Source organism: Saccharothrix luteola (genome assembly GCF_020859565.1).
GTDB classification, from domain to species: domain Bacteria; phylum Actinomycetota; class Actinomycetes; order Mycobacteriales; family Pseudonocardiaceae; genus Actinosynnema; species Actinosynnema luteola.
Window position 1 is genome coordinate 90,854 of record NZ_JAJHUO010000026.1, and the last position, 20,694, is coordinate 111,547.

Below are 20,694 nucleotides of genomic sequence, written 5' to 3' on the forward strand. Positions count from 1 at the left end.
ACCTCGGCGTCCGCGCCGGCGAACCGAAGCAGTTCGCGACGAGTCGGAACCCGACCTGACCGCGGACCAGTCACACGATCCGGTGGCGGAAGCGCTCAATTCGATCTGGAGGCATCCCCGCAGGGTCGCGGCGGAGATCCCGCCGGGCTGCGTGGACGTGCACAAGCGCACGACGACTACCTGACGTGGGCGCAGATCCTCCGCTAGGCGAAACGACGTGAACTCGACGTACTGCTGATCACCGGCGAGGGGAAAGCTGCACGCCGGCACCGAGCTCTACGCGGCCCTCGGGGACGTTGGTGAACGCTCTGAGCACCGAACGAGTGTCCGCCGTGCGGCCGGCCCGAACGACGCCTCCGAGCGGGTCGGCACGGCAACTGCCGCACGGTTGGGCCTGATCCAGAACCGCACCGACTCCAGATCGGGGGACGCCCGCGCGAGTGCGGGCGTCCCCGGTGATCAGGACGGACTGCTGTCAACAGCTTCGCGAGGGTCCCCGCCAAGGGGAACCCTTGCTGCGATTCTACCGACGGGGTCCGACAATTCCGGGCCGTCGTGGGCCGGCGACCCGGCCAGCAGGCCGCGCCGGGCCAGGATCGGGCGGACGCCCTCGCCGAACCAGTAAGCCTCCTCCAGGTGCGGGTAGCCGGAGAGCACGAACTCCTCCACGCCGAGGCCGTGGTACTCCTCGATCAGGTCGGCCACCTCCGAGTGGCTGCCGACGAGCGCCGTGCCGGCACCGCCGCGCACCAGCCCGATGCCCGCCCACAGCCCGGGGTGGATCTCCAGGCCGCGCACGCCCCGACCCAGGTCGCCACCGTGCAGCGCCACCATCCGCTGCTGCCCCACCGACTGCGACGCCCGCAACTGCTCCTGCGCCCTGGCCACCTGCTCCGGGTCCAGCGCCTCCAGCAGCTTCTCCGCCTCGCGCCACGCCTCGGCGGACGTGTCGCGGCTGATCGTGTGCAGCCGCACGCCGAACCGGATCGGCCGGTCACCCGCCAGCGCGCGCACCCGGTCGATCTTCTCCGCCACCTGCGCCGGCGGCTCGCCCCACGTCAGGTACACGTCGGCCCGCCGCGCCGCGACCGGCAGCGCCGCGTCCGACGACCCGCCGAAGTAGATCGGGGGCACGGGGTCCGGCGCGGCCATCACGGTCGCGCCCGACACCCGGTAGTGCGAACCCTCGAAGTCGACCGGCCGCCCCGACCACACCGCCCGCACCACGTGCAGGAACTCGTCGGTCCGCGCGTACCGCTGGTCGTGGTCGAGCCAGTCGCCGAACCGGCGCTGCTCCACCTCGTCCCCACCGGTCACCACGTTCAGCAGCAGCCGCCCCCGCGAGATCCGCTGGTACGTCGCCGCCATCTGCGCGGCCAGCGTCGGCGAGATCACCCCGGGCCGGAACGCGACCAGGAACTTCAGCGTCGACGTCCGCGCGAGCAACGCCGCCGTGGTCAGCCACGCGTCCTCGCACCACGTGCCGGTCGGCGTCAGCACGCCGGTGAACCCGTTGTGCTCGGCCGCCTGCGCGATCTGCGCCAGGTAGTCGACATCCGGCTCGCGCAACGCCGCCGCGCCCAAGGACCGGTTGGCGTGGAAGCGCTCGACGACGGTCCGGCCGTCACCGGAGGTGGGCAGGAACCAGTGCAGCACGACGCTCACGACAACTCCTCCTGGAAACGGGTGTCCACGAACTTCCGGAACTCCACCGCGCCCGGCAACGCGCCGTCCGCCGTGAACGCGTCGGCCAACTCCTGCTCGGACGCGATCACCGCGTCGTCCAGCGGCACGGGCAGGTCGCCGCCGCGCTCCACGGCCGCCCGCGCCACCTCGGGCTTCAGCCCGGTCTCCGCGGCCCACGCCCGCGCCCACTCCTCGCGGTGCCCGTCGGCCCACCGCTGCGCCCGGCTGATCCGCTTCACGAACTCCTTGATCGCCTCGCTCTTGCCCGGCGACGCCAACGCCGCCCGCCCGGCCACCTGGAACGTGTAGCCGTTCGACTTGCCGCGCCCGTCGGTCAGCACCCGCGCGCCCGCCTCCTGCTGCGCCTGCGCCGTGTAGGGGTCCCACACCGCCCACGCGTCCACCCGCTTCTGCGTGAACGCCGAGTACGCGTCCGACGGCTGCAGGAAGTTGAGCGTGACGTCCTTGGTCGTCAGCCCGGCCGCGGCGAGCGTCAGCAGCACCTGCCCGTGCGCCGAACTGCCCTTGGCCACCGCGATGCCGCGCCCCTTGAGGTCCTGCACGGTCTTCAGAGGCGAGTCGGACGGCACCAGGAGCGCGTCGCCCTCCACGCTGCCCTTCGCCGAGTACACCGCGGCGATCTTCGCGTTCGCCGCCGCCGCGAAGATCGGCGGCGTGTTCCCGACACCGCCGACGTCGATCGCGCCCGCCGACGCCGCCTCCAGCAACGGCGGACCGGACGTGAACGTGGACCACTCGATCGGGTAAGGGAAGTCGTCCAGCAGCCCGGCCGCCGTCAGCAGCGCCTTCGACCCGCCCTTCTGGTCGCCGACCTTGAGCACCACCGGCCCGTCCGACGACGACGCCGTGCCGCAGCCCGACAGCGCCAACACCGCGACCACCAGCGCACTAAGCAGCTTCGACATCGTCCACTCCCAGGTTCGACAGCACTTCCGACCGCAGGTCGACGAAGGACGCGCGGCGCCGCGGTCGCGGCAGGTCGACGTGGTGCTCGGCCACGATCCGGCCCTCGTCGAGCACCACGACGCGGTCGGCCAGCAGCAGGGCCTCGTCCACGTCGTGGGTCACGAACAGCACGGCGGGCCGGTGCTCCCGCCACAGCTGCTCCACCAGGTGGTGCATGGCGAGCCGGGTCAGCGCGTCCAGCGCGCCGAACGGCTCGTCCAGCAGCAGCAACTCCGGCTCGCGCACCAGCGCCCGTGCCAACGACACCCGCTGCGCCTCGCCGCCGGACAACGTCAGCGGCCACGCGTCGGCGTGACCGGCCAACCGGACCTCGGCCAGCGCCCGCTCCGCCACGGCACGGTGCCAGTCCTTCCGGCGGCCCTCACCGCGCAGCCCCAGCGAGACGTTGCGCCACACCCGCCGCCACGGCAGCAGCCGAGGTTGCTGGAAGGCGACCGACACCCGTCCGGGCACGGAGAACGTCCCCCCGACGTCGGGGTCCAGCCCGGCCAGGACCCGCAGCAACGTCGACTTGCCGCACCCGCTGCGCCCCAGCAGCGCCACGAACTCGCCGTCCGCGACGTCCAGGTCGAGCCCGGCGAGCACCCGGCGCGGGCCGAAGTCCTTGACCAGCCCCCGGACCTTCACCGCGCCCGCCACCGCAGCACCCTCCGCTCCAACGCGCGCACCAGGGCGTCCGTGGTCAGCCCGAGCAGCGCGTAGACCAGCAGGCCCACCACGACGACGTCGGTGCGCAGGAACTCGCGCGCGTTGTTGATCAGGTAGCCGATGCCCGCGTCCGCGTTGACCTGCTCGCCGACGATCAGCGACAACCACGCCGTGCCGAGCGCGATCCGCAGGCCCACCAACGTCTGCGGCACCGCCGACGGCAGCACGACGTGCGCGACCCGTTCGAACCGCGTGTAGCCGAGCACGCGCGCGGCTTCCAGCAGCGCCGGGTCGGTCTGCCGGATGCCCGCGTGCAGGTTCAGGTACAGCGGGAACGCCACACCGGCCGCGACCAGCGCCAGCTTCGGCTCCTCGCCGATGCCGAACCACAGGATGAACAGCGGGATCAGGCCGAGGTGCGGCAACGTGCGCAGCATCTGCACCGGGGGGTCGAGCAGCCGTTCACCCCAGCGGGACAGGCCGGAGGCGAGGCCGAGGGCGCCGCCGACGGCCGCGCCCAGGGCGAACCCCACCGCGACCCGGCTCGACGACACCAGGAACGCGTCCACCAGCTGCCCGTCCACGATGAGCTCGTAGGCGGACCGGAACACCGTCACCGGCGACGCCAGCTTGTCCGGCGGCAACACGCCCGTGCCGCTCGCGGCCTGCCACAGCAGGACCAGCCCGACGGGGCTGAGCCACCGGCTCAGATCGGGCCACTTGCGCTGCTTCGCGGCGGGTGCGCGCGCCGGTGCGGCCGATTCCGGACGCACGACGACACCCGCGGTGGAAATCGACACGGATTTCTCCCAGCGGACAACGGAAACGCGGACGCGCTGATCAGCGAGTCAGAGTTTTGATATCCGGCCGGGACAAGTCAACGGCTCCCGAATTGTGAAAATGCCTCCGGGACCGATTGCGTCGGCTCCGGAGGCATGTGAAGCGCGGTCGGCTCAGATGATCTCGTGCCGCACGATGGTCTGGTCGCGGCCGGGGCCGACGCCGATCGCGGACATCCGGGCGCCGGAGATCTGCTCCAGGTGCTCGACGTACGCCCGGGCGTTCGCGGGCAGCTCCTCGTACGTGCGGCAGTGGCTGATGTCCTCGAACCAGCCCGGCAGCTCCTCGTACACCGGCACGGCGTGGTGCACGTCGGTCTGCGTCATCGGCATCTCGTCGACCCGCTCGCCGTCGATCGTGTAGCCGACGCAGACCGGCACCTTCTCCAGGCCGGACAGCACGTCCAGCTTGGTCAGGAAGTAGTCGGTGATGCCGTTGACCCGCGCCGCGTACCGGGCGATCACCGCGTCGAACCAGCCCGTGCGCCGCGACCGACCGGTCGTCACGCCGAACTCGCCGCCGGTCTTGCGCAGGTGCTCGCCCATCTCGTCGTTCAGCTCGGTCGGGAACGGCCCCGAGCCCACCCGCGTCGTGTACGCCTTCAGGATGCCGATCACCGTGGTGATCCGCGTCGGCCCGATGCCCGACCCGGCGCTCGCGCCGCCCGAGGTCGGGTTCGACGACGTCACGAACGGGTAGGTGCCGTGGTCGACGTCGAGCAGGGTGCCCTGCGAGCCCTCCAGCAGCACCGTCTCGCCGCGCTCCAGCGCCTGGTTGAGCAGCAGGCGGGTGTCGGCGATCCGGGAGGTGAACTTGGTGCCGTGCTCCAGCACGCTGTCCACCACCTGCTCGGGGTCGAGCGCCTTGCGGTTGTAGACCTTGACCAGCACCTGGTTCTTGAAGTCCAGCGCGGCCTCGACCTTCTGCCGGAGGATCTTCTCGTCCAGCAGGTCCTGCGCGCGCACGCCGACGCGGGCGATCTTGTCCTGGTAGCACGGGCCGATGCCGCGCCCGGTGGTGCCGATCTTGGCCTTGCCCAGGTACCGCTCGGTGACCTTATCGATCGCCACGTGGTAGGGCATGATCAAGTGCGCGTCCGCGGAGATGAGCAGCTTGCTGGTGTCGACGCCCTGCTCGTCGAGACCGGCCAGCTCCTCGAGCAGCACGCCGGGGTCGACCACGACACCGTTGCCGATGACGCTGGTCACGCCGGGGGTGAGGATGCCGGAGGGGATCAGGTGCAGGGCGAACTTCTGGCCGTCGGGCAGCACCACGGTGTGCCCGGCGTTGTTGCCGCCCTGGTACCGGACGACCCACTGCACCCGGTCACCGAGCAGGTCCGTTGCCTTGCCCTTGCCCTCATCGCCCCACTGGGCACCGATCAGCACGACGGCCGGCATGTGAAACTCCAAGCGGTTGGACGGGTAAGAGCCGAATGCCTGCGACGGCCGAGCCGTCAGTGGACGGCTGTTGAGGGTAGACCAGGAGATGAAGGTGCGCGGAATCGTGCTGGCCTGCGGAAACTCGCAGTTGCCAATGATCACGGACGGTGACCGTTTCGAGGTCCGCCACGTGGCGGAACGGCCCGGAAAGGCCGAGGTGGACGCGGTTCTCGCCGATTCGGGTGACAAACGTCTCGTCGTGCACGGCACGGACGGCGACCTCAACGCCGTCGTGCTGCGGCTGCTGCGCGCCGAACGGCTCGCCGACGTGCCGATCGGGTACGTGCCCGCCGACCCGCGGTCCGAGGTGGCCAAGTTGTGGGGCCTGCCGACGGACCCGGGCCGCGCGCTCGACCTCGCGCTGTCCGGTGACCCCGACCGGGTGCCGCTGGTCCGCGACGACGTCGGCGGCGTGCTCGTCGGCCTCGGCTCGCTCGGCCCGGTGCGCGGCGTCGGCTACGGCGACGACACCGTGGTGCTCCGGGGTCAGGCGTCCCGGCTGGAGGTGACCCCGGACCCCGAGGGCGGCCTCGGGCTGGTCGTGCGCGTCATCCACAAGCGGCTGCTCGGGCGGAAGGTGACCAGCACGTCGGCGCGCGCGTTCCAGCTCGGCTGCCTGCCGGTGCAGGTGAACTCGGACGGCGTCGCGCACCCGCGGCCGATGGGCAAGTGGACCTGGTACCGCCACACGGAAGAACTACGACTGGTCCGCGGGTTGTAGTGACGGAGGAATTTTCTCGCCCGCCATTCAGGCGTCACTCGAAAGCGTTGTAACGGAAGGAGAATTGACCCAAGGTAATTCCGACAGCTTCCAACTAGGAAGGTCGGAATTATGTCAACGGTCAACAAAGCCGCGCGGTTCACCGCATCCCTGCGACTTCCGGCTTTTTCCCTGCTCCTGGCTGGTGTGCTGGCAGTCGGCCTGGTCACCCCCGCCCAGGCGACGCCGCCGAACATCCCGAGCACCAGCACCGCCCTGTCGGAGCTGGCCGCGCTGAGGGTGGCCACCGAAGGTTCGACCAGCGGCTACTCGCGGGACCTGTTCCCGCACTGGAGCACCGTGTCCGGCGCCTGCAACACCCGCGAGACCGTGCTCAAGCGCGACGGCACGAACGTGGTCACCGATTCGAGCTGCGCGGCCACGTCCGGCCGCTGGTACAGCCCGTACGACGGCGCGACGTGGACGGCGGCGTCCGACGTCGACATCGACCACGTCGTGCCGCTGGCCGAGGCGTGGCGCTCCGGCGCGTCGTCCTGGACCACGTCGCGGCGGCAGTCGTTCGCCAACGACCTGACCAACCCGCAGCTCATCGCCGTCACCGACAACGTCAACCAGGCCAAGGGCGACCAGGACCCGGCGCTCTGGAAGCCGCCGCTGACCTCGTACCACTGCACCTACGCGAAGATGTGGACGCGCTCGAAGTACAAGTGGGGTTTGAGCGTGAACTCGGCGGAGAAGTCTGCTCTGCAAAGCATGCTCGGGAGGTGCTGACAACCGATGGCTGACCTTTCTTCCGCGTTCGTGGCCGGACCGGGCGGCGTCATGACCGACGAAGTCGGCGTGGTGACCGGTGAGCTGGAGCTGCGCACCACGCTGGACAACGGCGAGTTGCGCGCGCTCGTGCGCTACGAGGGCGCGGAGGAGTGGTACGCCGTCACCGGCGCGTCGTGCCGCTTGGCCGACGAGAAGGACCACGAGGCGGTGCACGCCGTCCTGCTCGGCGTGCTGAACCGACCCGAGGGGTAGACCGTCGCCGCCGCCGCGCCCGGGCGGCCGCGGCGGTTCACCTCCGGGTCAGCGGCGGCAGCGAACCGGCGGCGTCCGCCCTCGACAGACCGGTGGCCTGCAAGAGGTCCACGGCCACCGAGCGGACCTGGGCCAGCACCACCTTCGTCGAGAACCCCTCGCCGCCCAGGTGCTGCGCCGTGGCGCACGCCGCCGCCTCGCAGATCGCCGCACGCGCCTTCTTCGGCTCGTCACCGCGCCCCAGCTCGGCCCGCAGCACGTCCACCGCGTCCGCGTACCGCCGCAGCACGTCCGGCAGCACGTCCGGCATCCGCTCGCCGTCCCGCAGCGCGGCCAACGCCCGCCGGGCCAGCACCCTGGTGTTGCGCAGCGCGTAGTCCACCGGCGCGGCGGCTGTCTCGTACCGGCCGAGCTCGTGCCGCCGCCGCCAGCGGATCGGCGCGATGGTGGCGATCTCGCCGCCGGTCTTCAACGCCGACGCGAACTCGTCCACCGCCTCCTGGCTGTCGCGCAGCCGCGCCAGCACCCCGGCGGCCTGCACGGCGTCGGCCTCCGACACCGCCGTCGCCACGCCGCGCAACGCCTCGGTCAGCTCGCCGAACACCACCTTCGCCTGCCGGTGCGCCACGGTCAGCGGGTTCGCCGGCAGCAGCGCCGTCACGGCCAGCCCCACCAGGCCGCCGACCAGCGCGTCCACCATCCGGTCCAGACCGCCACCGGCGCTCGGCGGCAGCAGGGTCGCGACCAGCACCGCCGACGAGCCGGACTGCAGCGCGATCACCGCGCCACCGTCCAGCAGCACCGCCGTGGACATCGCCAGCGCCACGACCAGCGCGATCTGCCACGGCCCGGAGCCGATCAACGAGATCAGCACGTCACCGACCCCGACGCCGACGGACACGCCGACGACCAGCTCCACGACGCGCCGCAGCCGCTGCCCCAGCGACACGCCGAGGCAGACGACAGCGGCGATCGGCGCGAAGAACGGGTGCGCGTGGCCGACCACCTCGGTGGCGACCAGCCAGGACAGTCCGGCGGCGAGCGCGGCCTGGCCGATCGGCAAGGCCGTGCTCTGCCACCGCTTCAGCCTGCGCGCCACCTCGTCGCGCACGGCCCCCACGTGCTCAGCTCAGGCCGAGCGCGGCGGGCGCCGCCGGGTCGCTGTCGCCGAGGAACTTCCGGCAGCGCTCGTACTCCTCGGTCTCCCCGATCTCGTCGGCGGCCCGCGCCAGCGCCGCCAGCGCGCGCAGGAAGCCCTGGTTGCCGCGGTGCGACCACGGCACCGGGCCGTGGCCCTTCCAGCCCGAACGGCGCAGCTGGTCCAGGCCGCGGTGGTAGCCGGTGCGCGCGAACGCGTAGCCGGCGACCGGGTCGCCGGTCTGCAACGCCCGCTCGGCGAGCAGCGCCCACGCCTCGCTGAAGTCGGGGTAGGCGCGGACGATCTTGGCCGGGTCGGTGCCCGCCTCGGCGGCGGCCTGCGCCTCCGGGCGGTCCGGCAGCAACGTGGGTTCGGGACCGAGCAGGTTCTCCATGCCGTCAGCTTAGGAATACCCGGGCCGCCGCAGCGACCAGTGCCAGCACCAACGCGGTGACGATGAGGCCGGCGACGACCTTCTTGCCCATGAACGCCCTCCTCGGTTCTCAGTGAACTCTCAGGGCGGCACCTTTCCCCGTTGAGGCCATTCGGAGCAACGAAGGTCACCTGTTAGCATGAGACGTGCCCGGAATGCGCTGGTCATCGACGTCCCCTAGGGGATGTTCCGGGAAATTCCAGGGCGGGGCACCCTTCCAGCCTCCCCGGCCGGGACGCATCATGGGCGGGTGAACATGGGGGTAACCAATCGCGTCGCGCGCTTCCGCGACCAGTACTGGGAGCGCGGCGAGTCGGGGCGCGAGACGCCACCGGCGCTCGTCGCCTCGCTCTACAAGCTCTGGCTCGTCGGTCTGCTGCTCAAGCTGATCGGCTCCTCGTGGGACGTGGCCTGGCACTTCAAGTGGCTGCGCGACGAACTGGCGCCACCGCACCTGATCAACACCCTGGGCACGGTGATCGTGGTCGGGTTGACGCTGTTCCACACCTACACCGGCTACGGCGCGGACAAGACCGCGCTGCGGCTGATGCAGTGGGGCACCGGCGTCTTCCTGGTCGCGCTGCCCATCGACCTGATCAACCACCGGATCAACGGCCTCGACATCACGTCGTGGAGCGGCTCGCACGCCCTGCTGTACCTGGGCACCGCGATCATGATGGCGGGCGCGATCCGCGGGTGGATCAAGCTCTATCCGGAGGGCGGCCGGTGGCGGGTGCTCGGCCTGACCGGGCTGTGGTTGCTGTTCCTGGAGAACATGTGGTTCCCGAACCAGCACCAGGAGTACGGCGTGCTGGAGATCGCCTCGTGGGACCGCGGCGACCCGTACGCCGAGCCGAGCCTGCTCCAGTTCGCCGCCGACCAGATCGGCCGGCCCGTCGACCGCGAGTCGATCGTCCAGTTCTCGCTGCCCATCCCCGACTGGGTCTACCCGGTGTGGGGCCTGGTCGCGGCGGCGCTCGTGCTGGTCGTCGCCCGGCGCACGATCGGCGTGCCGTGGGCCGCGACCGCGGTGGCGGGCGGCTACGTCGCCTACCGCCTGCTGATCTGGCCGCTGCTCGGCGTCGCCGACTTCCCGCTGTCGACCGTGCCGGTGTTCCTGCTGCTCATCGGCCTGGCCGTGGACGCGGCGCACCTGGGCAGGCTGCCCGCGCCACTGGCGGCGGTGCTCGGCGCGGCGGCCGTCACGGGCCTGGGCTACGGCGGGATCTGGGTGCTGCAGGCGCTGGACGCCGCGCCGCCGATCCTCTACCCGTCCGCGGCGGTGACGTTCGTCGTGCTGGCCGCGCTCTGGCTGGTCGCCGACCGGGTCGGGGTGGGGCAGACCCCCGGCCGACCACTGGTGGCCGCCTGATTCCGGTCAACCCCGTTCCCCCCCGAGGATCGATCGGGCAACACCCGAACCCTTGGGGGGAACTCCTATGCACCGACTCTTCCGCGCGACGGTGGCCGGGGCGCTGGCCCTGTCCCTGACCGCGACCACCGCGGGCCTCGCGACCGCCGCCGGCCCCGACCGGCTGACGAGCGCGGTCGACCAGGCCCTGGCGGCGGGCGTCCCCGGCGTCGTCGTCCGGGTGGACGACGGGCGCGGCCGGCCGGTGGAGGTCGTCCGGCAGGCCCGCTGGACGCTGTCGGACCACCGGCTCCGGGCCGGCGACGAGTTCAAGATGGCGTCCAACACCAAGACGGTGTCCGCGACCCTGGTCCTGCAACTCGTCGCCGAACGGCGGGTCGGCCTGGACGACCCGGTCGAGCGGTGGCTGCCGGGCGTGGTGCCGAACGGCTCGGCGATCACGCTGAGGATGCTGCTCGGCCAGACCAGCGGCCTGTTCGACTACCTCGACGACCCGCGCCTGCACGGCCTGCTCACCGGGCAGCAGCCGCACGCCTGGACGCCTGGCGAACTGCTCGCCGTGGCCTTGTCGCACCCGCCGCTCTTCGCGCCCGGTGAGCGGTGGGACTACAGCAACACCAACTACACGCTGATCGGCGCGGTGCTGGAGGCCGTCACCGGCCGGTCCTACACCGACTTGGCCGAGCGGCGGATCCTGCGACCCCTCGGCCTGCGGGACACCTACTTCGCCGACGGGACCGGGTTCCGCGGCAGGCACGCCCGCGGGTACGAGCCCGACGCCGAGCACCTCGGCCCGCTGCTCCCGCCCGGCCAACCCGTGGGCGACGGCTTCGCCGGTCCGCAGCGCCACGAGCACGTCGACGTGACCGGGATCGACCTGAGCCCCGCGTGGGCCGCGGGCGGCCTGATCTCCACCGCCGAGGACTGGCAGCGGTTCCTCACGGCCCTCATGTCCGGCCGGCTCATCCCCCGGCACCTGCTCGCGGAGATGCGCGACGCGGTGCCCCAGGGCGGCACGAGCGCCAACGGCTACGGCCTCGGCGTCATGGAGGTCAAGACGTCCTGCGGGACGGTCTGGGGCCACTCCGGCGGCTTCCCCGGCTACCGCAGCCACAACTACGCCGACGTCACCGGCGCCCGCACCGTCACCGTGCTGATGACGACGAGCTTCGCCCTCGCCGCACCGGACGCGGCCGTCGCGCAGGCGGAGCTGGTGGACGCCGCCGTCTGCCGCATGAACGGCAAGTAGCACCCGAGGGGACGCATCCGGGCCGGCCGTTGACCAGTCCAAGGTGGGGTCAACCCCCCGCGAAACACTAGTGACGGACCGATTCCGCCGCACGCGCGCTTCTCCGAGGATCGATCGGGCCAGTCCTGATCCCGAGGGGGAATCCATGCGGACACTCTTACGCACGGCGACGGCGGCCGTCGCTTCCGTCGCGCTGGCGAGCGCCGGAGCCGTCACCGCGTCCGCCACCGACGAGCTCACCGGCCTGGCCGAGGAGCTCGTCGCGGCGGGCGCGCCGGGCGTCGTCGTGCGGGTCGACGACGGCCGCCGGGTCACCGAACTGGTCCGCCAAGCGCGCTGGACGGTCCGTGACCACCGCCTGCGGCCCACCGACCAGTTCCGGGTCGCCTCGAACACCAAGACGGTGACCGCCACGATCGCCCTCCAGCTCGTCACCGAGGGCGTCCTGGCGCTGGAGGACCCCGTGGAGAAGTGGCTGCCGGGCGTCGTCCCGAACGGTCGGGCCATCACGCTGGAGATGCTGCTCAAGCACACCAGCGGCCTGTTCGACTTCCTCGACGACCCGCGCCTGTTCGGCCTGGTCACCGGGCAGCAGCCGCGCCACTGGCCGCCCGCGGAGCTGGTCGCCGTCGCCACGGGGCACCCGCCGCTGTTCGCGCCGGGCGAGCGGTCGGACTACAGCAACACCAACTACACGCTCGTCGGCATGGTCCTGGAGCGCGCGACCGGCCAGACCTACGGCGAGTTGGTGCGACGGCGCGTCACCGGGCCGCTGCGGCTCACCGACACCCGCCTGTCCACCGACGCGACGTTCCCCGGCCGCCACGCCCACGGGTACGAGCCGGACGCCGAGCACCTGGCGCCGCACCTGCCGCCCGGCGCCCCGCCCGGCCTCGGTTTCGCCGGTCCGGAGCACCACGACCACGTGGACGTCACCGGCATCGACCTCAGCTCGATGTGGGCGGCGGCGGGCATGACCTCCACGAGCCGCGACTGGCAGCGCTTCCAGTCCGCCCTGCTCTCCGGCCGGCTGCTGCCGCGCGACCAGCTCAGGGCCATGCTCGACACCGTCCCGCAGGGCTCGGGCCCCGTCCGCTACGGCCTCGGCGTGATGGAGGCCGCCACCCGGTGCGGCACGGTCTGGGGTCACACCGGTGGCCTGCCGGGCTACTCCACCTACAGCTTCAGCGACCGCACGGGCACCCGGAACGTCACCGTCCTCACCACCCGGGTCCAGCGCTTCGCCCCGGAGAACAACGAGATCGAGCTGGAGCTGTTCACCGCGGCCGTCTGCCGCATGTACGGCAAGTAGCGCACGCGAAACGGCCCCCTCCCGGAGTGGGAGGGGGCCGTTCGCCGTGCCGGGGGCGTCTCAGCCGGCGATCATGCGGCCGGACGACTTCAGGTGCTCGCACGCCTGGGCGATGCGGGCGGCCATGCCCTGCTCGGCGGCCTTGAGGTAGGACCGCGGGTCGTAGGCCTTCTTGTTGCCGACCTCCCCGTCCACCTTGAGCACGCCGTCGTAGTTGGCGAACATGTGACCCACGATCGGCCGGGTGAACGCGTACTGCGTGTCCGTGTCGATGTTCATCTTGATCACGCCGTACGTCACCGCCTCGTGGATCTCCTCCAGCAGCGAGCCGGAGCCGCCGTGGAAGACCAGGTCGAACGGCTTGGAGCCGGCCGGCAGGCCCAGCTTCTCGGCCACCACGTCCTGACCCTGCTTGAGGATCTCCGGGCGCAGCTTCACGTTGCCCGGCTTGTACACGCCGTGCACGTTGCCGAACGTCGCCGCGACCAGGTAGCGGCCCTTCTCACCGGCGCCGAGGGCGTCCACCGTCTTCAGGTAGTCCTCGGGCGAGGTGTAGAGCTTCTCGTTGATCTCGTGCGCGACGCCGTCCTCCTCGCCGCCGACCACGCCGACCTCGATCTCGAGGATGATCCTGGCCTTGGCGGTGAGGTCGAGCAGCTCCGAGGCGATCTTCAGGTTCTCGTCCAGCGGCACGGCCGAGCCGTCCCACATGTGCGACTGGAACAGCGGGTTGAGCCCGCGGTCCACCCGCTCCTGGCTGATCGCGACGAGCGGCCGGACGTAGCCGTCGAGCTTGTCCTTCGGGCAGTGGTCGGTGTGCAGCGCGATGTTCACCGGGTACTTCTCGGCGACCACGTGCGCGAACTCCGCCAGCGCAACCGCGCCGGTCACCATGTCCTTGACCTTGGTGCCCGAGGCGAACTCGGCACCACCGGTCGAGACCTGGATGATCCCGTCGCTCTCGGCTTCTGCGAAACCACGCAGGGCCGCGTTGAGGGTCTCGGACGAGGTGACGTTGATCGCGGGGTAGGCGAACTCGTTCGCCTTCGCGCGGTCGAGCATCTCGGCGTAGACCTCGGGGGTTGCGATGGGCATCGGTGGGTCCTCCTCGGGTGCCCGGAACGCGGTGTCGGCAGCATCCTACGGGCACGGGCCGGCGAGCGAAGATGATCAACGGCATAGTGGTGTCATGGCGATCGCACGGTGGAACGGCGAGATCATCGCCGAGAGCGACAAGACCGAGATGGTGGAGGGGAACCACTACTTCCCCCTGGAGTCCGTGCACACCCAGTACCTCAGGCCGTCGGACACCACGTCGGTCTGCCACTGGAAGGGCAAGGCGAGCTACTACACCCTGCACGTCAAGGGTCAGGACAACACCGACGCCGCGTGGTACTACCCGGAACCGAGCGGGGCCGCGGCGAACATCAAGGACCACGTCGCGTTCTGGAACGGCGTGGAGATCACCGAGAACTAGTCCCGCAACGCGTCCCCGAGGTCGCGCAACGCCTGCTGGGCGTCGGGGGAGCCGACCACCTGGACGGCCACGTGGTCGGCTCCCGCGCCGTGGTGCTCGCGCAGGCGTCGCGCGACCCGTTCGACCGGGCCCCACGCGACCAGGGCGTCGACCAGCCGGTCGCTGCCACCGCCGGCCAGGTCGTCCTCGGTGAAGCCGTTCCGCAGCCAGTTGCGGGTGTGGTGCGGTCTGCCCAGGTACCCGGCCAACGCCTCCCGGCCCAGGTCACGGGCCCGTGCCGGGTCCTCCTCCAGCACCACGTGCTGCTCGGGGGCGAGCAGCACGCCCGCGCCGACGGTCTCGCGCGCTCTCGCCGTGTAGTCGGGCGTCACCAGGTAGGGGTGGGCGACGCTCGTCCGGGCGGCGGCGAGCCGGAGCAGCCGCGGGCTGAGCGCGGCCAGCGCCAGGCGGTCGCGCGGCACGTCCAGCTCGTCCAGGTAGTGGATCAGCTTCTGGTAGGGGCTGTGATGCACCTCACCCACGAGTTCACCGTTCCCGGTGCCGATGCCGACCAGGAACCGGTCGGTCCACGCCAGCGCCCGGTAGCCGTCGTTGACCTCGCCGGCCGGTGTGGTCCAGACGTTCATCACGGCGGTCGCCACGGTGATCTTCTCCGTGGCGTCCAGGAGCTCGGAGACCGTGGTCATGACGCTGCCGTCCGGCGACCCGCCCAGCCACAGGGCGCCGAAACCGAGCTCTTCCAGCTCGGCGGCGTCCTCGCCGCGGCCCACCCACCGCGCGGCCCGGTCCCACACGCCGTACCTGCCCAACTCGACCGTCATTTCGTCTCCCCGCGAACTAGGTGCTGACGACTGCCAACCGCGCCGCGGCACCATTTAGTCCTGACTTCTCCATTCGGCGCGAATGGACCAGCCCGCCTAGCTTCGCGACATGACGAAACTCGGAACCAGCGACCTCGACGTGTCGCGCCTGTGCCTGGGTGGCAACGTGTTCGGCTGGACCGCCGACGAGGACGCCTCGTTCGCCGTCCTGGACGCCTTCGCGCACGCCGGCGGCACCTTCGTGGACACCGCCGACTCGTACTCGGCGTGGGCCGAGGGCCACGTCGGCGGCGAGTCGGAGAGGATCATCGGCCGGTGGCTGCGCGACCGGGGCAACCGGGACTCGATCGTGGTCGCGACCAAGGTCGGCATGCTCCGGGGCCTGGACGACCTCAAGGCCGCCACGATCGAGCGTGCGGCGGAGGACTCGCTGCGCCGCCTCGGCGTGGAGCACATCGACCTGTACTACGCGCACAAGGACGACCTCGACACGCCGCAGGAGGAGACGCTGGCGGCGTTCGACCGGCTGGTCCGCGCCGGCAAGGTCCGGCACGTCGCCGCGTCCAACTACAGCGCCGAGCGGCTCACGTCGGCGCTGGCCGTGTCCGAGCGCGAGGGCTTCGCCAGGTTCGTCGCGCTCCAGCAGCCCTACAACCTCGTGGACCGCTCCTACGAGGGCGAGCTGTCCCGCGCGGTGGCCGACCACGGGCTCGCGTCCGCGCCGTACTGGGGCCTCGCGAAGGGCTTCCTGACCGGCAAGTACCGGCCGGGCGTCACGGTGGAGAGCGCGCGGGCCGCCGCCGCGTCGAAGTACCTGGACGACCGCGGCCTGCGCATCCTCGCGACGCTGGACGAGGTGGCGGCCGGTCACGGCACCACCCAGGCGGCGGTCGCCCTGGCGTGGCTGGCGGAGCAGCCGACGGTCGCCGCGCCCATCGCGTCGGCGCGCACCACCGACCAGCTCGCCGCCCTGCTCCCGGCCCTGGATCTGCGGCTGAAGGCGGACGAGGTGGCGGCCCTGACCACGGCCAGCGCCGTTTAACTCTCCAGTAGCTTACTGGCGGTAAGTTGCGTTACGGTGACCTCCCTGGCTGGAGCGGGCTGAGGAGGTCACCGTGGACGTTGCGGGCAAGGTTGTCCTGATCACTGGCGCGGCGAGGGGCATCGGCGCGGAGGTGGCGCGGCGGTTGGCCGCGAAGGGCGCGAAGCTCGCCCTGGTCGGGCTGGAGGGCGACCGGCTGCGGCAGGTGGCCGAGCAGTGCGGCGGCAAGGCGTGGGAGGCCGACGTCACCGACTGGGAGGCGCTCGAGACCGCGGTGAACGGCGTGGTCGACCACTACGGCGGCATCGACGTGGTCGTCGCCAACGCGGGCATCGCCGCCACCGGTTTCATCCGATCGATGGACCCCGCGGCGTTCGAACGGGTCATCGAGGTCAACCTGCTCGGGGTGTGGCGCACGGTCCGGACCTGCCTGCCGCACCTCATCGCGAGCCGCGGCTACTGCCTCGTCGTGTCGTCGTTGGCGGCGATCGTGCACATCCCGGGCAACGGGGCCTACTCCGCCGCGAAGGCGGGCTGCGAGGCGTTCGCGGACAGCCTGCGCGCGGAGGTGCGGCACCTCGGCGTGGACGTCGGCGTGGCGTACTTCTCGTGGATCTCCACGGACATGGTCGACAGCGCCGACGAGCACCCCGTCTTCGGCCCGCTGCGCAGCGGGATGCCGGGGCTCGCGGGCAAGAAGTACCCGGTGTCCGACGTCGGCAGGGCGGTGGTCCGGGCGATCACCCGCCGGTCGAAGGCCGTCCACGTGCCGGGTTGGGTCGGCGGCCTGAAGCTCTTCCGCGCGTTCACCCCGAAGGTGGTCGACCGGCAGGCGTCGAAGTCGGTGCCCGCCGCCGACCGCGAGATGGCGGCGAACGACCTGTCCGGCCTGGTCGGGCCGGGCGGCACGGCCGCCGCCGCGTCCAAGAAGGGCTAGAGCCAGACGCCGGTCAACGCCTGCCACTCGTGCACGCGCGTCTCCTTGACGACGCCGGCGGGCGTGTACGGGTCGGCGGCGAGGACCTCGCGCAGCTCGGCCTCGTCGGCGACGTCGTAGACCAGCAGGGCGCCGGACTGGTCGGCGTAGGGGCCGGAGACGAGCAGCACACCCCGTTCGACCAGCGTCCCCAAGTACTCGCGGTGCGCGGGCCGGACCGCCAGCCGCTCGTCCTGGTTGTCGCCGAACACCAACTCGACCGCGAACCGTGCCATCGAATGCCCACCTCCGTTGTGCAGCGCCGCACCGAAGCTACCCCCTGAGGAGGTAACGTCTTTTCCGTGGTCGGTCCCGATCGGAACAGCGGCGGCATCGCGCGTGTGCAGGACACGCTGACGAACCTGCGGATCCAGGACGGCGCGGCACCGGCCCCGACCGGCCCGCTGACGCTGGAGGACTTGTACCGCCAGCACCGGATGCGGCTGGTCCGGCTGGCGCTGCTGCTGGTCGACGAGCCCGCCACGGCGGAGGACGTCGTCCAGGAGGCGTTCACCGGCCTGTACCGGAACTGGAAGAACCTGCGTGACGCGCAGGCGGCTGTCGGCTACCTGCGGACCGCGGTCGTCAACGGCTCGCGCAGCGTGCTCCGACGGCGGAAGACGGCCCGCGACTACACCCCGCCGCACGTGGCGAACGCGCGTTCGGCGGAGAGCCTCGCCATGCTCACGGCCGAGCACCAGGCGGTCGTGCGGGCGCTGTCCCAGCTGCCGCCGAGGCAGCGCGAGGTGCTCGTGCTGCGCTACTACGGCGACCTCTCGGAGGCCGAGATCGCCGAGGCCACCGGCATCAGCAAGGGCACGGTGAAGAGCACCGCCAGCCGCGCGCTCGACGCCCTGCAGAAGATCATGGCCGGCAACTAGCCGATGTCCTGCAGTTCGTCGTCGGAGCCGGCGCTCGATGGCGAGTTCGACCTGGTAGCAGGGCGGCGCGTTTGACGTGGCAGGTGGCCGGGCCGCGGATCCGTTCGAGCCAGTTCGAAGCAGCGCTTCCGCCCCTGAGCACCGGCTTGCAGAACACTGCCGCCCGCCCGACCCGCCGTGACCTCGCTTCGCAGGGGTCCCCGCCCAGGGGATCCCTGTTCTTGATCCTGCCACTACGAACCGACAGAACCACCCCGCAGACCGCCGCCTGTGGATAACTCGCGATAGGCACGCGAGCGGCACCCGAGGCACGTGCGCGGCCACACCGGACTCGCCCAATCGGACACTTGGTATAGACCAATGGTGGTCCGATGCCGCAGTATCGGTCCTCGTGGCGCGCACAAGGCACGTGATAGCCGTCGACGTCGGCGGTACCGGGACGAAAGCGGCCCTGGTCGCCGGCGAGCCCGGCGGGGTGGTGGCGGTGAGGCAGCAGCGGCGCGGGACCCGGCCCGGCGGTGACGCCGTGGTCGAGGACGTGGCCGCCCTGGTCGCCGGGCTGCGCGCCGCCTCCGAACACCCGGTCGAGGCGGTCGGCCTGGTCGTGCCCGGCATCGTGGACGAGGTGACCGGCACCGGCGTCTACTCGGCCAACCTCGGCTGGGCCGACTACCCGTTCCGCGACCGGATCGCGGCGGCGACCGGCCTGCCCACCGCGTTCGGCCACGACGTGCGGGCCGGTGGCCTGGCCGAACTGCGCCAGGGCAACGCCCGCGACCTGACCGACGCGGTGATCATGCCGATCGGCACCGGCATCGCCGCCGCCCTCGTCCTGGACGGCCGGGTCTCCTCCGCGCCGGGCGAGGTCGGGCACGTGGACGTCGGCCACGGCGACCCGTGCGGTTGCGGCCAGACGGGTTGTGTCGAGGCACGGGCGAGCAGCGCCGCGATCGCCCGCCGCTACACCGAACGCACGAACCGCCAGGTCAACGGCGCGGCGGACGTAGCCAGGCTGCTCACGGAGGGTGACGACGACGCGGCGGCGGTGTGGCGCGAGGCCGTCGACGCGCTCGCGAAGGGCATCCTGCTGGTAGCCGCGCTGCTGGGGCCGCGAGCCGTGGTGCTCGGCGGCGGACTGGCGCTGGCGGGTCCGAAGTTGACGGATCCGCTGGGCGGACGACTGGACGAGCTGATCACGTTCCAGCGACGCCCGGAACTGCGGCTGGCCGCGTTGGGCGACGAGGCCGGGTGCCTCGGGGCCGCGCTGCTGGCCATCGACATGCTGGAGGAGAGATGAGCACGTGGGGTGGACCCGTGGACGTGACCCTGACCGGTGGTCGGGTCGTCACGCCCGACGGGGTGCTCGAACAGGGGTGGGTGGCGGTGCGGGACGGCCTGATCGCGGCCGTCGGCGAGGGGGCGCCACCGGAGGGCCCGACGACGGACGTGGACGGCGGCTGGCTCGTGCCGGGCTTCGTCGACATCCACTGCCACGGCGGCGGCGGTGAGGCGTTCACCAGCGCCGACCCGGCCCGGGTGATCAAGGCGGCGAACGCGCACCGCAGGCACGGCACCACCACGCTGCTGGCGAGCCTGGTGTCCAGGCCGATCCCGGAGCTGGCCCACCAGGTCGAGGCGCTGACCGAGCTGGTGCGGGACAACGTGGTCGCGGGCATCCACCTGGAGGGCCCGTTCCTGTCCGCCGCACGGTGCGGCGCGCACGACCCGGCGATCCTCCGCCCGCCGGACCGCGCCTCGATCGACAGGCTGCTCGACGCGGGCGGCGGCGCGGTCCGCATGATCACCGTCGCGCCCGAGCTGGAGCACGGCGTGGACGCGGTGCGCCACCTCGTCGCCAACGACGTCCTGGCCGCGATCGGCCACACCGACGCCACCGAGGCGCAGATCCGGCCGGCCGTCGAGGCGGGCGCGACGGTGGCCACCCACCTGTTCAACGGGATGCGCCCGCTGCACCACCGCGAGCCCGGCCCGATCGGCGCGCTGCTGGACGACGAGCGCGTCACCGTCGAGCTGATCTGCGACCTGGTGCACCTGCACCCGACCGCCGTCCGCCTCGCCGCACGGCACGCGGGCGTGCACCGGACCGTCCTGGTGACCGACGCGATCGCGGCGGCGGGTGTCGGCGACGGCGTCTACGACGTGGGCGGCCTGGAGGTGCGGGTGGTGGACGGCGTGCCGACGCTGGCCGGTGGCGCGTCCCTCGCGGGCAGCACGCTGACCATGGACGCGGCGTTCCGCAACGCGGTGCAGTCGTGCGGCCTGACCATCGAGGAGGCCGTGCACGCCACCTCGACCCGGCCGGCCCGGCTGCTCGGGTTGCAGGGCCGCACGGGTGAGCTGCGCGCCGGTCTCGCGGCCGACGTCGTGGTGCTGGACGCGGAGCTGAAGCCGCGCGAGGTGATGAGCCGGGGCGCGTGGGTGAAAGACTGAGCCGGTGCCCGAAGACCACGAGAAGCTGGTGGCCGACGCGTTGCGCGCCCAGGCCACCAGCTCCGGCGCGCATCCCCACGTGCCCGTGCGGCGGGCCCGCCCGGCGTTGGGCGCGGGGTGGGTGCTGCTGCTGGCGGTGCTGCTCGGGCTGGCCGCGGGCACGGTCGTGGCGGTCATGACGCTCAGGTAGTG

General features: G+C 71.9%; 23 protein-coding genes. 13 read left to right on the forward strand and 10 right to left on the reverse strand.

The window, feature by feature from the left end:
* Positions 1-459: 459 nt before the first annotated feature.
* The 5 genes from LNK82_RS32750 to LNK82_RS32770 all read right to left on the reverse strand — a co-directional run bounded on the left by LNK82_RS32750 (position 460) and on the right by LNK82_RS32770 (position 5,561).
* The gene (locus LNK82_RS32750; RefSeq protein ID WP_230570772.1) at positions 460-1,665 is read right to left on the reverse strand and encodes an LLM class flavin-dependent oxidoreductase; all 1,206 of its coding nucleotides are present in this window, start codon (positions 1,663-1,665) and stop codon (positions 460-462) included.
* The gene (locus LNK82_RS32755; protein WP_230570773.1) at positions 1,662-2,612 is read right to left on the reverse strand and encodes an ABC transporter substrate-binding protein; all 951 of its coding nucleotides are present in this window, start codon (positions 2,610-2,612) and stop codon (positions 1,662-1,664) included. The genes LNK82_RS32750 and LNK82_RS32755 overlap by 4 nt, the downstream gene beginning before the upstream one ends.
* Positions 2,596-3,312, reverse strand: coding sequence for an ABC transporter ATP-binding protein (locus LNK82_RS32760; RefSeq protein ID WP_230570774.1), 717 nt, complete (start codon positions 3,310-3,312; stop codon positions 2,596-2,598). Before LNK82_RS32760 ends, LNK82_RS32755 begins: the two co-directional genes overlap by 17 nt.
* Positions 3,297-4,121 (reverse strand): ABC transporter permease, encoded by an 825-nt coding sequence (locus LNK82_RS32765; RefSeq protein WP_230570775.1) that lies wholly within the window; start codon positions 4,119-4,121, stop codon positions 3,297-3,299. Before LNK82_RS32765 ends, LNK82_RS32760 begins: the two co-directional genes overlap by 16 nt.
* 153 nt (positions 4,122-4,274) lie before the next feature.
* A complete protein-coding gene (locus LNK82_RS32770) occupies positions 4,275-5,561 on the reverse strand; it encodes an adenylosuccinate synthase (RefSeq protein WP_230570776.1) in 1,287 nt (428 codons plus the stop codon).
* A gap of 88 nt (positions 5,562-5,649) precedes the next feature.
* Here LNK82_RS32770 and LNK82_RS32775 point away from each other — a divergent pair, with 88 nt between their 5' ends.
* The 3 genes from LNK82_RS32775 (at position 5,650) to LNK82_RS32785 (ending at position 7,350) form a co-directional block, all read left to right on the forward strand.
* Entirely contained in the window at positions 5,650-6,324 is a 675-nt protein-coding gene (locus tag LNK82_RS32775) for a diacylglycerol kinase family protein (protein ID WP_372470705.1), read from the forward strand.
* A gap of 111 nt (positions 6,325-6,435) precedes the next feature.
* A complete protein-coding gene (locus LNK82_RS32780; protein ID WP_230570778.1) occupies positions 6,436-7,095 on the forward strand; it encodes an HNH endonuclease family protein in 660 nt (219 codons plus the stop codon).
* Positions 7,096-7,101: 6 nt separating this feature from the next.
* Positions 7,102-7,350, forward strand: a complete 249-nt coding sequence (locus LNK82_RS32785) for a hypothetical protein (RefSeq protein ID WP_230570779.1) — start codon at positions 7,102-7,104, stop codon at positions 7,348-7,350.
* 37 nt (positions 7,351-7,387) lie between these two features.
* Here the strand turns inward: LNK82_RS32785 and LNK82_RS32790 are convergent, their stop codons facing one another.
* Positions 7,388-8,470: an FUSC family protein gene (locus LNK82_RS32790; protein WP_230570780.1), complete on the reverse strand. Its 1,083-nt coding sequence runs from the start codon at positions 8,468-8,470 to the stop codon at positions 7,388-7,390.
* A 4-nt stretch (positions 8,471-8,474) separates the two neighbouring features.
* A complete protein-coding gene (locus LNK82_RS32795; RefSeq protein WP_230570781.1) occupies positions 8,475-8,882 on the reverse strand; it encodes a DUF3151 domain-containing protein in 408 nt (135 codons plus the stop codon).
* Between the two features lie 295 nt (positions 8,883-9,177).
* On the opposite strand from LNK82_RS32795, the gene LNK82_RS32800 reads away from it, so the two are divergent.
* The 3 genes from LNK82_RS32800 to LNK82_RS32810 all read left to right on the forward strand — a co-directional run bounded on the left by LNK82_RS32800 (position 9,178) and on the right by LNK82_RS32810 (position 12,854).
* On the forward strand, positions 9,178-10,293 hold the full coding sequence (locus LNK82_RS32800) for a hypothetical protein (protein ID WP_230570857.1): 1,116 nt from the start codon (positions 9,178-9,180) through the stop codon (positions 10,291-10,293).
* Positions 10,294-10,360: 67 nt separating this feature from the next.
* Complete coding sequence (locus LNK82_RS32805; RefSeq protein ID WP_230570782.1) at positions 10,361-11,542, forward strand: serine hydrolase domain-containing protein; 1,182 nt, start codon at positions 10,361-10,363, stop codon at positions 11,540-11,542.
* Between the two features lie 145 nt (positions 11,543-11,687).
* Positions 11,688-12,854, forward strand: a complete 1,167-nt coding sequence (locus LNK82_RS32810; protein WP_230570783.1) for a serine hydrolase domain-containing protein — start codon at positions 11,688-11,690, stop codon at positions 12,852-12,854.
* 60 nt (positions 12,855-12,914) lie between these two features.
* Here LNK82_RS32810 and fbaA read toward each other — a convergent pair whose 3' ends face one another.
* On the reverse strand, positions 12,915-13,949 hold the full coding sequence (gene fbaA, locus LNK82_RS32815) for a class II fructose-bisphosphate aldolase (protein WP_230570784.1): 1,035 nt from the start codon (positions 13,947-13,949) through the stop codon (positions 12,915-12,917).
* A gap of 94 nt (positions 13,950-14,043) precedes the next feature.
* On the opposite strand from fbaA, the gene LNK82_RS32820 reads away from it, so the two are divergent.
* Complete coding sequence (locus LNK82_RS32820; protein ID WP_230570785.1) at positions 14,044-14,331, forward strand: DUF427 domain-containing protein; 288 nt, start codon at positions 14,044-14,046, stop codon at positions 14,329-14,331.
* Here LNK82_RS32820 and LNK82_RS32825 read toward each other — a convergent pair.
* Entirely contained in the window at positions 14,328-15,152 is an 825-nt protein-coding gene (locus LNK82_RS32825) for a TIGR03620 family F420-dependent LLM class oxidoreductase (RefSeq protein WP_230570786.1), read from the reverse strand. The genes LNK82_RS32820 and LNK82_RS32825 overlap by 4 nt on opposite strands.
* Positions 15,153-15,261: 109 nt before the next feature.
* On the opposite strand from LNK82_RS32825, the gene LNK82_RS32830 reads away from it, so the two are divergent.
* Entirely contained in the window at positions 15,262-16,194 is a 933-nt protein-coding gene (locus LNK82_RS32830; protein ID WP_230570787.1) for an aldo/keto reductase, read from the forward strand.
* Between the two features lie 73 nt (positions 16,195-16,267).
* Positions 16,268-17,131 carry an SDR family oxidoreductase gene (locus LNK82_RS32835; protein ID WP_308257365.1) on the forward strand — a complete coding sequence of 288 codons (864 nt, stop codon included), beginning with the start codon at positions 16,268-16,270 and terminating at the stop codon, positions 17,129-17,131.
* Here the strand turns inward: LNK82_RS32835 and LNK82_RS32840 are convergent.
* Positions 17,128-17,406 carry a YciI family protein gene (locus LNK82_RS32840; RefSeq protein WP_230570788.1) on the reverse strand — a complete coding sequence of 93 codons (279 nt, stop codon included), beginning with the start codon at positions 17,404-17,406 and terminating at the stop codon, positions 17,128-17,130. The two genes, LNK82_RS32835 and LNK82_RS32840, sit on opposite strands and share 4 nt — an antisense overlap.
* A 66-nt stretch (positions 17,407-17,472) precedes the next feature.
* Here LNK82_RS32840 and LNK82_RS32845 point away from each other — a divergent pair, with 66 nt between their 5' ends.
* From LNK82_RS32845 to LNK82_RS32860, 4 genes are all read left to right on the forward strand, one after another.
* A complete protein-coding gene (locus tag LNK82_RS32845) occupies positions 17,473-18,051 on the forward strand; it encodes a SigE family RNA polymerase sigma factor (RefSeq protein WP_053714368.1) in 579 nt (192 codons plus the stop codon).
* Positions 18,052-18,442: 391 nt separating this feature from the next.
* The gene (locus tag LNK82_RS32850) at positions 18,443-19,348 is read left to right on the forward strand and encodes an ROK family protein (protein WP_230570789.1); all 906 of its coding nucleotides are present in this window, start codon (positions 18,443-18,445) and stop codon (positions 19,346-19,348) included.
* Positions 19,345-20,502, forward strand: a complete 1,158-nt coding sequence (gene nagA, locus LNK82_RS32855; RefSeq protein ID WP_230570790.1) for an N-acetylglucosamine-6-phosphate deacetylase — start codon at positions 19,345-19,347, stop codon at positions 20,500-20,502. Before LNK82_RS32850 ends, nagA begins: the two co-directional genes overlap by 4 nt.
* Before the next feature lie 4 nt (positions 20,503-20,506).
* Entirely contained in the window at positions 20,507-20,692 is a 186-nt protein-coding gene (locus tag LNK82_RS32860; protein ID WP_230570791.1) for a hypothetical protein, read from the forward strand.
* Positions 20,693-20,694 lie beyond the last annotated feature (2 nt).